At 69.3% G+C, this 13462-nt stretch carries 12 protein-coding genes; 5 read left to right on the top strand and 7 right to left on the bottom strand.

Annotation, left to right across the window (positions count from 1 at the left end; translation table 11 throughout):
* Positions 1-50: 50 nt before the first annotated feature.
* Positions 51-662: a phosphoribosylglycinamide formyltransferase gene (gene purN / locus V6V89_RS03015; RefSeq protein WP_334617353.1), complete on the bottom strand. Its 612-nt coding sequence runs from the start codon at positions 660-662 to the stop codon at positions 51-53.
* Between the two features lie 86 nt (positions 663-748).
* On the opposite strand from purN, the gene V6V89_RS03010 reads away from it, so the two are divergent.
* A complete protein-coding gene (locus tag V6V89_RS03010; RefSeq protein ID WP_334617352.1) occupies positions 749-1342 on the top strand; it encodes a hypothetical protein in 594 nt (197 codons plus the stop codon).
* Positions 1343-1418: 76 nt separating this feature from the next.
* Positions 1419-1658, top strand: coding sequence for a hypothetical protein (locus V6V89_RS03005; protein WP_334617351.1), 240 nt, complete (start codon positions 1419-1421; stop codon positions 1656-1658).
* A 56-nt stretch (positions 1659-1714) separates the two neighbouring features.
* On the opposite strand, the gene V6V89_RS03000 is transcribed toward V6V89_RS03005, so the two are convergent.
* The 5 genes from V6V89_RS03000 to V6V89_RS02980 form a co-directional block, all read right to left on the bottom strand.
* The gene (locus tag V6V89_RS03000) at positions 1715-3013 is read right to left on the bottom strand and encodes a cell division protein PerM (protein ID WP_334617350.1); all 1299 of its coding nucleotides are present in this window, start codon (positions 3011-3013) and stop codon (positions 1715-1717) included.
* Positions 3014-3335: 322 nt separating this feature from the next.
* Positions 3336-4214, bottom strand: coding sequence for a succinate--CoA ligase subunit alpha (sucD, locus tag V6V89_RS02995; RefSeq protein ID WP_334617349.1), 879 nt, complete (start codon positions 4212-4214; stop codon positions 3336-3338).
* 2 nt (positions 4215-4216) lie between these two features.
* Positions 4217-5395, bottom strand: coding sequence for an ADP-forming succinate--CoA ligase subunit beta (gene sucC / locus V6V89_RS02990; protein WP_334617348.1), 1179 nt, complete (start codon positions 5393-5395; stop codon positions 4217-4219).
* 108 nt (positions 5396-5503) lie between these two features.
* Positions 5504-6178: a hypothetical protein gene (locus tag V6V89_RS02985; protein WP_334617347.1), complete on the bottom strand. Its 675-nt coding sequence runs from the start codon at positions 6176-6178 to the stop codon at positions 5504-5506.
* Between the two features lie 217 nt (positions 6179-6395).
* A complete protein-coding gene (locus tag V6V89_RS02980; RefSeq protein WP_334617346.1) occupies positions 6396-6800 on the bottom strand; it encodes a cobalamin B12-binding domain-containing protein in 405 nt (134 codons plus the stop codon).
* A 401-nt stretch (positions 6801-7201) separates the two neighbouring features.
* Between V6V89_RS02980 and V6V89_RS02975 the strand changes: the two genes are divergently transcribed.
* Positions 7202-7915 (top strand): M23 family metallopeptidase, encoded by a 714-nt coding sequence (locus tag V6V89_RS02975; RefSeq protein WP_334617345.1) that lies wholly within the window; start codon positions 7202-7204, stop codon positions 7913-7915.
* 265 nt (positions 7916-8180) lie between these two features.
* Positions 8181-8969, top strand: a complete 789-nt coding sequence (locus tag V6V89_RS02970) for a M23 family metallopeptidase (RefSeq protein WP_334617344.1) — start codon at positions 8181-8183, stop codon at positions 8967-8969.
* A gap of 44 nt (positions 8970-9013) precedes the next feature.
* On the opposite strand, the gene pcrA is transcribed toward V6V89_RS02970, so the two are convergent.
* Positions 9014-11380, bottom strand: coding sequence for a DNA helicase PcrA (gene pcrA / locus V6V89_RS02965; RefSeq protein WP_334617343.1), 2367 nt, complete (start codon positions 11378-11380; stop codon positions 9014-9016).
* Between the two features lie 123 nt (positions 11381-11503).
* Here pcrA and V6V89_RS02960 point away from each other — a divergent pair, with 123 nt between their 5' ends.
* Positions 11504-13360 carry a bifunctional metallophosphatase/5'-nucleotidase gene (locus V6V89_RS02960; protein ID WP_334617342.1) on the top strand — a complete coding sequence of 619 codons (1857 nt, stop codon included), beginning with the start codon at positions 11504-11506 and terminating at the stop codon, positions 13358-13360.
* Positions 13361-13462: the final 102 nt, after the last annotated feature.

Here is a 13462-nt window from a genome sequence, read left to right as displayed (position 1 = left end):
CCCCAAAGGCGCCTGCCCCGCGCGAGCGCGGCGAGCGCCAGCTAGCTCTGTCATGGGATGGTGACCTTTCTTTCGTTGATGGTCCAGCCCTCGCGGACCAGGCGGCCGACCGCGTCGACGAGCTGGCGCCGCTCCGCTTCCTTGATGCGCTCGGTAAGCGTCTCTTCGCTGTCGTCACCCAGCACCGGCACCGCCACCTGGGCGATGATCGGCCCCGTGTCGACCCCAGCGTCCACAAAGAACAGCGTCGCCCCGGCGACCTTGACGCCGTAGGCGAGGGCGTCGCGCGGGCCGTGCATCCCCGGGAAGGCGGGCAGCAGCGAGTTGTGCGTGTTTATGTACCGGTCGCCGAAGGCCGCCAGGAACCGCTCACCGACGAGCTTCAGGAAGCCCGCCGAGATCACCAGGTCGGGCTCGTACTCGGCGACGTGCGCGGTCAGCGCCCGGTCCCAGTCGTCCCGCGTCGGGTATGCCTTGACGACGTCGACGAACGTGGGCACACCCGAGGCAGCGGCGCGGGCGAGACCGGCTATGCCGTCCCGATCAGCGCCGACGGCGACCACGCGGGCGCCGTATCCGGGATCGGCGCACGCATCGAGCAGGGCCTGCAAATTGCTGCCCGAGCCGGATACCAGGACCACAAGACGAGCCGGTTCGCGCACGTCAGCACCCTACCGGCACCCCCGACATTAGCGGTGACCAGGTACGCTGCCGAACGCTTGCCCATTGACGACGAGGAGCACCGAAGATGCAGCCCGGCTATCCCGGCCAGGATCCGTACGGCCAACAGCCGAACGACCCGGCGGCGCAACCGCCGCAGTACGGGCAGCCGCCGCAGCAGCCCCCGCAGTACGGGCAGCCGCCGCAGCAGCCCCCGCAGTACGGGCAGCCGCAATACCAGGACCCGTACGCCGCACCGCCGCAGTCCGATCCGTACGGCCAGCAGCCCACGTCCGGCCAGCCTTACGCCCAACCGACCTCGGGGCAGCCTTACGGCCAGCCCACCTCGGGCCAGCCCTACGGGCAGTACCCGTCCGCACCGGTCTACCCGGGCGGCGGCTACCAGGCACCGGGTCCGCAGGGCCAGAACAACACCCTGGGTCTGATCTCCATGATCCTGGGCATCATCTCGATCCCGATGGGCATCTGCTGCAGCCTGTTCGGCGTCGCCCTCGGCATCGGGGCCATCGTGACGGGCCACCTCGGTAAGCAGAAGGCCCAGCAGGGTCTGGCCAACAACCTGGGTCAGGCGAAGGCCGGGTTCATCTGCGGCATAGTCGGCGCCGGACTCGGCCTCGTCATGTTCATCGTGGGCATGGTGGCCGAGATCGGCTACTTCTGACCACGGTCTTGACGAAGAACTGATCAAACGCGAGCATCGTCACGCCACAATGAACAAATAGGGGAGGAACAGAAACTTGACCACGCCTTATCCGCCGCCTGCCGCGCAGCCGGCCAACGACAAGACCACGCTCTTCGGCGTGCTGGGCATCGTCTTCGCCGTGTGCTGCCCGATCGTGGGCATCATCTTCTCGGTGCTTTCCCTCAACGCCGCCAAGAAGGCAGGAAAGCCGCAGACGCTCGCGATCATCGGTTTCGTCGTCGCGGCGCTCTCCATCATCGTCGGCATCATTTACCAGGTCTCCGCGCGTAGCTGAGTCCAGGCTCTCCACGATCGAGGCGCCCCCTTCGAGGTAGGGCGCCTCGATTGTCTCTACGGGTGGGCGAAGATGCGTGTGGCGGCCGCACCGACCACCGTGCCCACCGCAACCACCAGGGTTGCCACCACCGCCACGTGCCAGGCGACCGGGCCGATCTGCGCCAGCCTGCCGTCGCCCAGCGGCCCACCGGAGATCACCGCCGCCGCGCCGAGCAGCAGGCCCGCGACCGGACCGGCCAGCGCCGCCGCACCGAGCACGACAGACCAGCGAGCCGCTTGAGCGGGCCGGTCCGCGCGCAGCTTGCGGCGGGTGAGCAGCCAGCCAGCGACCATGCCGGCCACCACCGGCACGGCCAGCAACGCTGCTCCGTACCCGCCGATCGGCCCCTCCGGCAGGCCGGCGAATATGGGAACAGCGGGGAGCGCGCCGACCGATACCTCGGTGGTCCGCACAGCCGTGTCGGTGCCGACCGCGAACCCCGGGCCGAGCAGGTACGCGGCCGCCCAGGCGGCGGCGTTCGGGGCGTACGCGATGCTGATCAGTGTGATGCCGGTCTGCCCGGCCACCCCGGTGCGATACGCACCGATCATGTCGCTGGCGCTGCCCCCGCCGAACGCCACGGACAGGCCGGCCACGCCGGCGCCCGCCGCGAGCACAAGGACGGCGGCGACCACACCGGTGCGGATCGCGTCGCGCAGGACCGGTGAGATCCGCCGGGCCACGACCCGGAGCGCCCCACTGGCCCGGAGCGCGCCGACCAGCGCCGCCAGGGCCCCGAACAGCGCGAACGTGAACCCGGCGCGGGCCGGTGACGCGGACAGACCGCCGCCGTCCAGGATGAGCGCCGCGATCGCGCCGAGCACCCCGTACCCGATGCCGACCGTGCCCGCGACGGCGAGTGCCTGTGCCGGTGAGCCGCGGTGCCGAGCCCCGATCGCCCGCGTGACGTGCACGCCGGCGCGGGCGACCCGCCACGCGGCGAGTACCGCCAGTGCGAGCGGCGCGAGCCCGAGGGTGCCGGCGGCGGTGTCGAGTGGCACACCGTGCCCTAGCAGCCAGCCGGCGAGGCCGAGCCGGGCCGCGCCGCCTATGGAGGCGGTGCCCTCGGTGAACTGGGCCAGCCCCATGACGACGGCGACCGGCAGGTACGAGACGACGGCGGCCCAGGCAGTGGCGGCCGCGGCGGCGACCACCAGCGGCGCCCGGCGCTTGCCACCGCGCTTGCCACCGGACCGCTGCCGGGGCAGACGAACGGTCTCCCGATCGGCCATCGGGTCTCGCACGGTGATGCGCACCGTCTCCCTGGTGTCCGGGGCGCCCGGCTGGGGCTGGTCAGGGGTGGTTGCTGGCATCAGCCCCTACTTTGGCACGACAGCCGGCCAGGGAGATGACGACACCACCGTCGATCATGGTGTTCGTTGCCCGATATACGGACATTTCAGGGCGATTCTCGCTGGCCTCTGCCCAAGGACCTACACCCAGGCCGCACGCCGGGGGCCAGTCCCGTTGATCAAGGGCCCTTGCATAGATCAAGGGCAAACGCACGCGGATCGGAGATCGAACCACGTGCGTTTGCCCTTGATCGACGAAGTGGCCGCGCCCGCGCGGGCCGGACGGCCGTAGCGGGCCGGACGGCCGTAGCGGGCCGGACGGCCGTAGCGGGCCGGACGGCCGTTAGAACAGAGCGCGCATCAGGCGGGCGGTCTCGGACGGGGTCTTGCCGACCTTGACACCTGCGGCCTCCAGCGCGGCCTTCTTGGCGTCAGCCGTACCGGAGGAGCCGGAGATGATCGCGCCCGCGTGGCCCATGGTCTTGCCGGGTGGGGCGGTGAAGCCGGCGATGTAGCCGACCACCGGCTTCGTCACGTTGGCCTTGATGAACTCGGCGGCCCGCTCCTCGGCGTCGCCACCGATCTCACCGATCATGACGATCGCGTCGGTCTCCGGGTCGTCCTGGAACGCGGCCAGCGCGTCGATGTGCGTCGTGCCGATGACCGGGTCACCGCCGATGCCGACGCAGGTGGAGAACCCGATGTCGCGCAGCTCGTACATCAGCTGGTAGGTCAGCGTGCCGCTCTTGCTGACCAGACCGATCCGGCCGGCACCGGTGATGTCGGCCGGGATGATGCCGGCGTTCGAGGCGCCGGGCGAGGCGATGCCCGGGCAGTTCGGCCCGATGATCCGAGTCTTGCCGCCCTTCGCCTGGCTGTATGCCCAGAAGGCCGCTGTGTCGTGCACCGGGATACCCTCGGTGATCACGACGGCGAGCGGGATCCCGGCGTCGACCGCCTCGATCACCGCGGCTTTGGAGAACGCCGGCGGCACGAAGATGACGGTGACGTCCGCGCCGGTCTCCCGGATCGCGTCGGCCACACCGCCGAAGACCGGCAGCGCCGTACCGTCGAAGTCGACCGTCTGGCCCGCCTTGCGCGGGTTGACGCCGCCCACGACGTGGGTGCCGGCGGCGAGCATCCGCCGGGTGTGCTTGGAGCCCTCGGAACCGGTCATCCCTTGCACGATGACCTTCGAGTCCTTGGTCAGCCAGATTGCCATGATCAGACCCCCACGGCCGCGAGCTCGGCGGCGCGCTTGGCCGCTCCATCCATTGTGTCCACCCGCTGCACGAGCGGGTTGGCGGCGCCGTCGAGGATGGCACGGCCGGCCTCGGCGTTGTTGCCGTCGAGCCGCACCACGAGCGGCTTGGTGACCTGCTCGCCGCGCTGCTCCAGCAGGCTCAGCGCCTGCACGATGCCGTTGGCGACCTCGTCGCACGCCGTGATGCCGCCGAAGACGTTGACGAAGACGCTCCGCACTGCCGGGTCGGAAAGCACGATTTCCAGCCCGTTGGCCATCACGGCCGCGCTGGCGCCGCCGCCGATGTCGAGGAAGTTCGCCGGCTTGACGCCGCCGAATTCCTCACCGGCGTACGCGACCACGTCGAGCGTGGACATGACCAGACCCGCGCCGTTGCCGATGATGCCGACCTCGCCGTCGAGCTTGACGTAGTTGAGGTCTTTTTCCTTGGCGCGCTGCTCCAGCGGGTCGACGGCCGCCTGGTCGACCAGCGCCTCGTGGTCGGGGTGGCGGAAGTCGGCGTTCGCGTCGAGCGTCACCTTGGCGTCGAGGCAGAGCACCTGACCCTCCGGCGTACGGGCCAGCGGGTTCACCTCGACGAGCGTGGCGTCTTCGGCGACGAACGCCTGCCACAGCTTGACCGCGATCGCGGTGACCTGGTCGGCGACCTCGGCCGGGAAGCCAGCCGCCGTCACGATCTCGCGGGCCTTTGCCTCGTCGACACCGTCGTTCGCGTCGATGGCGACCTTGGCGACCTTGTCCGGCGCCTCGGCCGCGACCTGCTCGATGTCCATGCCGCCCGCGACGCTCGCGATGCACAGGAACGTGCGGTTGGCGCGGTCCAGCAGGTACGAGAAGTAGTACTCCTCGGCGATGTCGGCGGTCACGGTGAGCATCACCTTGTGGACCGTGTGGCCCTTGATGTCCATGCCCAGGATGTTGGTGGCGTGGGCCACCGCCTCCTCGGCATTCTCGGCGAGCTTCACGCCACCCGCCTTGCCGCGCCCCCCGACCTTCACCTGAGCCTTGACGACCACGCGTCCGCCAAGCCGCTCGGCGATCGCGCGGGCCTCCTCCGGGGTCGTGGCGACGCCGCCGGACAGCACGGGCAGGCCATGCCGCTCGAACAGCTCACGCCCCTGGTACTCGTACAGATCCACGTAGCACCTTCAGGGTGAGAAAATAGGTTGATTGCCGGCAGCCTAGCGACCAAAGTACCGCCGGCAACCGAGCGGGTGCACGGTGTGCGCTACTGCACAGAGTGCTCGCTAGTTGATCGGGACCCGTCCGGCTGCGAAGTGGGCGATCGCACCCATGATCTCTGCCTCGGAGCGGTCGGCGAAGTTGAGCGTCGCGGTAAAGCCGGTGCCGAAGAAGAGCTGCTGCATGCTCGCGTCGACTGCGGTGAACGCGCCGAGGTTGGTGCCGGTGCGCGGGTCGTGTGGCTTGACGCAGACCATCTTCTCCAGTGCCCAGCGCCGCCGATAGACCTGGGCGATCGCTTCCCAGGGCAGCCAGATCGCCTGGCCGCGGGTGGGGCGCGTCTTGATCCACAGGCCGGCCGGCCCGACGGCGAGTACCGGCCCGCCGGAGGTCATCAGCCACACCTGGAGGCCGAAGATCAGGCCGAAGAAGACCAGTGCGCACCCGATGATGGCGAGGCCCACGAGCACCTCACCGCTGCCGACGGCGGGCACGCAGCCGATCAGGAGGGCGAAGCCCAGGCTGATGCCGCCGAAGAGCAGGACCCGCTTCTGGACGCTCGGGCGAACGATGAACGGCTGGTCTTCCGGGATTCGCTTCGTGACCGGTAGCTGCTGCTGTGGCGGGAACGGCGGCTGCTGCCACCCCTGCGGAGGCGGCTGCCAGCCCGGCGGCGGCTGCAGAGGCGGTTGCTGGGGTGGGTGCCAGCCGGGCGGCGGCTGCTGGGGTGGGTGCGTCACGGGAGCAGAGCGTACGACACCAGGGAATCTTTTTCCGCAGGCCGCGTAACCCCCCGTGAAGGGCATCGTTGAGTCAGATGTCTGAGCGGTACGGCAGACAGCAAAGCGGCCGATGCCCTGTCGGTCGAGGGGTGGCGGCGGGGCATCGTGCATAGAGAGGCCGGACGTGTGAGGGGTGCGTCCGGCCTCTCCCTTTATTCGCAACCGTCAGTAGCGATTACGCTACGGGTTGCGTTACGTTCGCCCGGACCCATTCCACGATGGCTTGTGTCGTGGCACCCGGAGTGAATATCTGCGCCACGCCCATCTCCCGCAATTCTGGGATGTCGGCGTCCGGAATAATGCCGCCGCCGAACACGACGATGTCGCTCGCGCCGCGCTCTCCGAGCAGGTCGAGCACGCGACGGAAGAGCGTCATGTGCGCGCCGGAGAGCACGGAGAGGCCGACCGCGTCGGCGTCTTCCTGGATGGCGGTCTCCACGATCTGCTCGGGCGTCTGGTGCAGCCCGGTGTAGATGACCTCCATGCCGGCGTCCCGTAGCGCCCGCGCCACCACCTTGGCGCCGCGGTCGTGCCCGTCGAGGCCGGGCTTCGCGACGACGACCCGTATCCGAGAGCTCATGAGCACACACCTTCCGTGCGGTCGGCACCACGCCTGAACGAACGGTAACTCGCCGGCCGCGCTCCGGAATATCGGGGCTGGAAACTGGTCTCATAGAAGCGACTCGGAAGGGCAAGCATTTAACGCTGTCGGATGGATCACATGACCATCCGTAGCTGTAGATATGACGGAACGCTACTAACGAGACCCCTCACAAATGGTAACGAAATCCGGCATTCCACAACGGACGGTGCGCCGTTCTGTAGCCAATTTTGCCGTCCGGCTTGTGACACGCCCGGGGTTTAGTTACCGTGACCCACGGTTGTCATCCCGGTCCCCGCCGGATGGCGACGCGGCTAGACAGCGTTCACCCCCATTTAGACGCTGCATCAGCCGCCTATGACCGACAACGGAGGGTGTGCGTGCGTCAGCGCCTGTCGTCTGAGCCGGACCGATATCGCGGTCGTCGCCGCGTTCCCACACCTCCGCGCAGCCGTTATGCCGCGGTCGTCACCACCGCGTTCGTCGGAGCGGGGTTCGTCGCCCTCGGCGCCGCCGCCCTGCCGGACGCCAAGACGGTCGACCCGAGCGCGCTGGCCGATCTCGACCGCGCGTCGGCATCTCAAGATCTCGCGGACCGAGCCGAAGACGCCGCCCGCGCCTCCCGTGACGACCGCTCCGCCACCACCGCCGACCAGGCGGCATCGGACGCGTGGCTGCTGCCGCTGCAGGAATACCAGTTCACTTCGCCTTACGGCATGCGCTGGGGCCAGTTGCACGCCGGCGTCGACCTGGCCGCAGCGGAGGGCACGCCCTACAAGGCGGTGGCCGACGGCACCGTGAAGCTCGCCCAGTACTACGGCGGCTACGGATACGCCGTCATCGTCGACCACGGCAACGGTGTCGAGACCATCTACGGCCACTCCCAGAAGGTCCTCGTCAAAGCCGGGCAGACGGTGAAGGCCGGCGACACGCTCGGCCTGGTGGGCAACACCGGTCACTCGTACGGAAGTCACCTGCATCTCGAGGTGCATGTCAACGGCGAGCCCCGCGACCCGATCCCGTGGTTCCGGGATCGCCAAGCGGACATCAAGCTACAGGTCGACTCAATTTTTGCTGGCGTAGCGCCTTCCTGACTCTCTGTAGCGCCCTCTCACCGCCCATGCCATACGGCATGGGCGGTTTTTGCACCTCAGAGACGGCACAAAGTTTCTCCCGTCACAGCCATAGATGTGACCTAGGCCACATCTGACTACGGACTGTTACTAGAACAAACCGGCACAAAACAGGGCTCGACCCTGGGTGTGCCGGCCCACCCTTGGCTTCCCCCTTACCCGTGGTTACGGAGCGGCACACCAACATTTCCCGGTCCGTGTCGCACAACCACGGAGGTCCCCCCTCGTGCAGCAAAGCAAGTTCCCCGATATCCGATCGCGCGCCGACGTCGCCCGGCACCGGATCCGCAGCCGCCTAGCCGGTCGGGCCCGCCTCGTCGCGCCCGCGACGGTGCTCGCGGTCGGCGCCGCCCTGGCCGGCATCTCAGCCGCTGTCGCCGACGGCCCGGCGGAAACGCCGCTGACGGCCGCCGTCACCGCGGACCAGCAGGCCCGCGCCGATGCCGCGCAGCGGGCCGACCGTGCCGAGCGGGCGACCGCCCAGACCGCCCCCGCCCAGACCACCCCCCAGGCCGCGCCCGCCCAGCCTGCGCCCACCACGGCCGCGCCGAAGGCCGCCCCCGCGACCGCTGCGGCACCCAAGGCCGCCACAGCGGCCCCGAAGAAGGCCGCTCCCGCCTGGGTCAGCCCGATGCCAGGTGCGGCCATCACGTCGTGCTTCGGGCAGCGCTGGGGCGTGCTCCACGCCGGAATCGACCTGGCAGCCCCCTCCGGCACCCCGATCCACGCGGTCGGCGCTGGTACCGTTGTCGCCGCCGGTTGGGCATACAGCGGTTATGGCATCTCGGTGGTCATCGACCACGGCAACGGGTACATGACCCACTACGCGCACCAGTCCAAGGTCGCGGTGAGGATCGGTCAGAAGGTCGCGGCCAGCCAGGTAATCGGGTACGAGGGGTCGACCGGTGACTCCACGGGCCCCCACCTGCACTTCGAGGTGCACAAGGGCGCCCTGTGGAACCAGATCAACCCGGCGCCGTGGCTGAAGGCGCGCGGCATCGCGGTCTCCTGCTGAACCCCCGGCTCGTCCCTCCCCGCCCGACAGCGGGGAGGGACGGGTCAGAGCTTTTCGATCGGCGCGTGCCGGAGCACGATCCACATCACCTGGTCGCCGAAGTCGACCTTCGCCTGGGTGCGCGCGCCGTACCCCTCGACCTCCAGCACCCGGCCCAGGCCGTACCGCTGGTGGTTGATCCTGTCGCCGGCCGCCACGCTCGGCACCTGCGGCAGGTCGCCGGCCGTCGCAAGCTTGCTGCCGTCGATGCCCAGCCGCTCGGCGAGCCGGGTCGCCTTGGCAGTGCCGCCCGTGAACTGCTGCCTGTCCGAGCGACCACCGATCCCCCCGCCGGTGCCTGACCACGACGTATATGCCGACTCGGTGCGCTCCCAGTGCACCAGCTCCGTGGGCAACTCCTCGACGAACCGGGACACCGGGTTGTACTGCGGCTGCCCCCACGCCGACCGGGTCATCGCCCGGGAAAGGTAGAGCCGCTGCCGGGCCCGCGTGATGCCCACGTACGCCAGGCGCCGCTCCTCTTCCAGCTCACGGTTGTCGCCCAGCGAGCGCAGGTGCGGGAACACGCCGTCTTCGAGCCCGGTCAGGAACACCACCGGGAACTCCAGGCCCTTCGCGGTGTGCAGGGTCATCAGCGTGACCACGCCCTGGTGGTTGGGGTCGTCGGTGGGCACCTGGTCGGCGTCGGCCACCAACGCCACCTGCTCCAGGAACCCCACGAGCGTGGCGGTCTCGTCCTGCGACTCGATCCGCTCGGTGTACTCACGGGCCACGCTCACGAGCTCCTGCAGGTTTTCCACCCGGCCGGCGTCTTGCGGGTCGAGGCTCTCCTCCAGCTCCGCCAGGTAACCCGAGCGCTGGAGCACCGCCTCCAGTACCTCTTCGGGTGGAGCGGTCGCGGCCAGCTCGCCCACCCCATCCATCAGCGCGACGAAGTCGGCGATGCCGTTGGCCGCGCGGGACGAGATGCCCGGCGCCTCGGCGGCGCGGCGCAGCGCCGCGCCGAATGAGACGCGGTCACGAGTGGACAGCGCCTCGACGCACGCCTCGGCCCGATCTCCGATGCCGCGCCGCGGCGTGTTGAGGATGCGCCGGATGCTCACCGTGTCGTCGTCGTTGATCACGGCCCGCAGGTACGCGAGCGCGTCGCGCACCTCCTTGCGCTCGTAGAACCGGACCCCGCCGACGACCTTGTACGGCAGGCCGACCCGGATGAACACCTCTTCGAATACGCGGGACTGTGCGTTGGTGCGGTAGAACACCGCGACGTCGCCGGGGCGCGCCTCGCTCGCGTCGCATAGCCGGTCGATCTCGCGGGCCACCCAGTCGGCCTCGGCGTGCTCGGTGTCGGCGACGTACCCGACGATCTGCTCCCCCATCCCCTCCTCGCTCCACAGCCGCTTGGGCTTGCGCGAGGTGTTGCGGTCGATGACCGCGTTGGCGGCGTTGAGGATCGTTTGCGTGGAGCGGTAATTCTGCTCCAGCAGGATCGTGCGGGCATTGGGGAAGTCGCGCTCGAACTCCAAGATGTTGCGGATCGTGGCGCCGCGGAACGCGTAGATGGACTGGTCGGCGTCGCCCACGACGCACAGCTCGCCCGGCTCCAGCTCCGGCGTGCCGCCCACCAGCTCCTTGATGAGCACGTACTGGGCGTGGTTGGTGTCCTGGTACTCGTCGACGAGCACGTGCCGGAACCGCCGCCGGTAGGCCTCAGCGACGTGCGGGTGCGCCTGGAACAGGTGCACGGTGGTCATGATGAGGTCGTCGAAGTCGAGCGCGTGCGCCTCGCCCAGCCGCCGCTGGTAGAGCGTGTAGGCCTCGGCGAGCGCCCGCTCGTTGGGACCCTTCGCTCGACCGGCGAACTCCTCCGGGTCGATCAGCTCGTTTTTCAGGTTGGACACCTGGGCGGCGAGCCCGCGTGCCGGATACCGCTTCGGGTCGAGGTCGAGCTCGCGCGCCACCATCTGCATCAGGCGGCGCGAGTCGTCGGCGTCGTAGATGGAGAAGCTGGACTTCAGCCCGGCGTGCTCGTGCTCGGCCCGCAGGATGCGCACGCACGCCGAGTGGAACGTAGACACCCACATCAGCCGCGCCCGGCCGCCCACCAGCGCGGCCACCCGCTCCTTCATCTCGCCGGCAGCCTTGTTGGTGAAGGTGATCGCGATGATCTGGCCGGGGTGCACGTCACGCGCGCCGAGCAGGTAGGCGATGCGGTTGGTGAGCACACGGGTCTTGCCGGAGCCCGCACCTGCCACGATCAGCAGCGGGGAACCGGCGTGCGCAACCGCCTCGCGCTGCGGACCGTTGAGGCCCTCCAGCAGCTTTTCCGGGTCGGGCTTGCGGCTGCGCCGCGCCTTGGAGTCGGCGTCGGCGGGCTCCGCCTGGGTCGGGGTGTCAAAGAGAGCATGCATCGCAGAGCGAGTCTAAGCCCGACCACCGACACGGCTACCAATTCGTCACCTGGTGGGTCTGGCGTGATCTTTGTCCAGCGAGAACGATGACCGATGTTGTCCTGCGCATATTAGGAGAGACACATGACCCGTGCGCGCTCACGCGCCTGGGCGGTGCTGCGTCACCTCGCGGTGCCCGCGCTCGCGTTGGCCGTCGTCGCCACCATTCCGATCAGTCGCGGCGAAGACTCGTCCACCAAGACCTCCACGTGGACACCGATGACGCCCGTCTCGGTGTCGTACGGCCATGACCTCAAGAGCGGTGCCGCCAGGGGCAACCTCCTGGGCTTCAACGACTTCCACGGCGCCGTCGACCCGCCCACCGGCAGTGGTGGCCTCGTCAACGGCAACCCGGCCGGTGGCGTCGAATACCTGACCACCTGGGTCAAGAGGCTTCGCGCCGAGGCCACGGCGGAGAAGCGCACGTCGATCACCGTCGGGGCCGGCGACCTCGTGGGCGCCACGCCGCTGGTCAGCGCGGCGTTCCACGACGAGCCCTCGATCGAGCTGCTGAACAACGCAGGGCTGCAGATCAGCTCGGTGGGCAACCACGAGTTCGATGAGGGTACGACCGAGCTCGCGCGCCTGGCGCGGGGCGGCTGCCACCCGACCGACGGCTGCCAGGACGGCGACGGGTTCAAGGGCGCCAAGTTCAAGTACCTGGCGGCCAACGTGGTCAACAAGAAGACCGGGCTGCCGATCCTGCTGCCGGTCGACATCAAGCTCATCGACGGCGTACCGGTCGGCTTCGTCGGCATGACGCTGCGCGGCACCCCGTCGATCGTCAACCCGGCGGGCATCGCCACGGTCGAATTCCGCGACGAGATCGAAACCGCCAACAGGTGGGCGTCGCTGCTCCGGCTCACCGGCGTCAAGTCGATGGTGCTGCTGATCCACGAGGGCGGCGCCCAAGCGTCACCCCCGCCGGTCCTGCCGGTCGACGGCTGCAACAACTTCGCCGGGCCGATCACCAACATCGTGGCGGGGTTGCGGCCGGAGTTCGGCATCGTGGTCTCCGGGCACACTCACCGGTTCTACTCGTGCCAGCTGCCCAACTCATCGGGCGCGCCCACGGTCGTGACCAGCGCCGGCTCCAACGGCGTCCTCGTCACCGACATCGACTTCACGCTCGACAAGCGCAGCGGGAAGTTCGCCGACATCACGGCGCGCAACGTGATCGTCGAGAACGGCATCCGGAAAGCGGACGGCTCCTGGCAGACCGACGCCTCCGGCGCGTTCGTCCGGAACCCGGCGCTGGTCGACAAGAGCGCCGAGGTCATCGCCGACAAGTACCGCGCGGCGGTCGCCCCGATCGCGAACCGGGTCGTCGGCTCGATCAGCGCCGACCTGAGCACGGCCGCGAACGCGGCCGGGGAGAGCTCGCTGGGCGACGTGATCGCCGACGCGCAGCTCGCCTACACCGCGTCGGCGGCGGGTGCACAGCTGGCCCTGATGAACCCCGGCGGCATCCGGGCACCGTTGACGTTCGGCAACTCGCCCGGCGGTGAGGCGCCCGGCCAGGTGACGTACGGCGAGTGCTTCACCGTGCAGCCGTTCAACAACCTCGTGGTGACCCAGACGTTCACCGGTGCCCAGCTCAAGGAGGTGCTTGAGCAGCAGTTCGTAGGCTTCGGAGGGCAGACCGTCCAGCGGATCCTCCAGGTGTCGGCGGGCTTCGCGTACACGTACACGGCGTCGGCGGCGGCTGGCTCGAAGGTCAGCGGCATCACCTTGAACGGCGTACCGGTCGATCCGGCGGCCACCTACCGGGTGACGACGAACGACTTCCTCGCCAACGGCGGTGACGGGTTCACCAGGCTGACCGCGGGCACCGACCGGGCCACCGCACCGGGCTTCGACGTGGACGCCCTGGTCGCGTACCTCGGCGGCCCGACGGCCCCGATCGGCCCCGGTCCCCAAAACCGCATCACCCGCCTCTAACCCTGGCGGCGCCGCGCGACGCATTCCGCGCGCTAGCGCGGCGCCGCTCGCTGATCAAGGGCGAATGCACGTGGAAAAGAGATCAAACCACGTGCATTCGCC

The organism is Micromonospora sp. CPCC 206061 (genome assembly GCF_036906915.1).
In the GTDB taxonomy this organism is placed as follows: Bacteria; Actinomycetota; Actinomycetes; order Mycobacteriales; family Micromonosporaceae; genus Phytohabitans.
Note: the sequence above shows the minus strand (reverse complement) of the source record. Positions and strands in the feature narration are given on the sequence as shown.

Bases quoted from the DNA above. Each gene is read 5' to 3' on its own strand.
- V6V89_RS03010 (WP_334617352.1), top strand. From the start codon at position 749: ATGCAGCCCGGCTATCCCGGCCAGGATCCGTACGGCCAACAGCCGAAC.
- V6V89_RS03000 (WP_334617350.1), bottom strand. From the start codon at position 3,013: ATGCCAGCAACCACCCCTGACCAGCCCCAGCCGGGCGCCCCGGACACC.
- sucD (WP_334617349.1), bottom strand. From the start codon at position 4,214: ATGGCAATCTGGCTGACCAAGGACTCGAAGGTCATCGTGCAAGGGATG.
- V6V89_RS02980 (WP_334617346.1), bottom strand. From the start codon at position 6,800: ATGAGCTCTCGGATACGGGTCGTCGTCGCGAAGCCCGGCCTCGACGGG.
- pcrA (WP_334617343.1), bottom strand. From the start codon at position 11,380: ATGCATGCTCTCTTTGACACCCCGACCCAGGCGGAGCCCGCCGACGCC.
- V6V89_RS02960 (WP_334617342.1), top strand. From the start codon at position 11,504: ATGACCCGTGCGCGCTCACGCGCCTGGGCGGTGCTGCGTCACCTCGCG.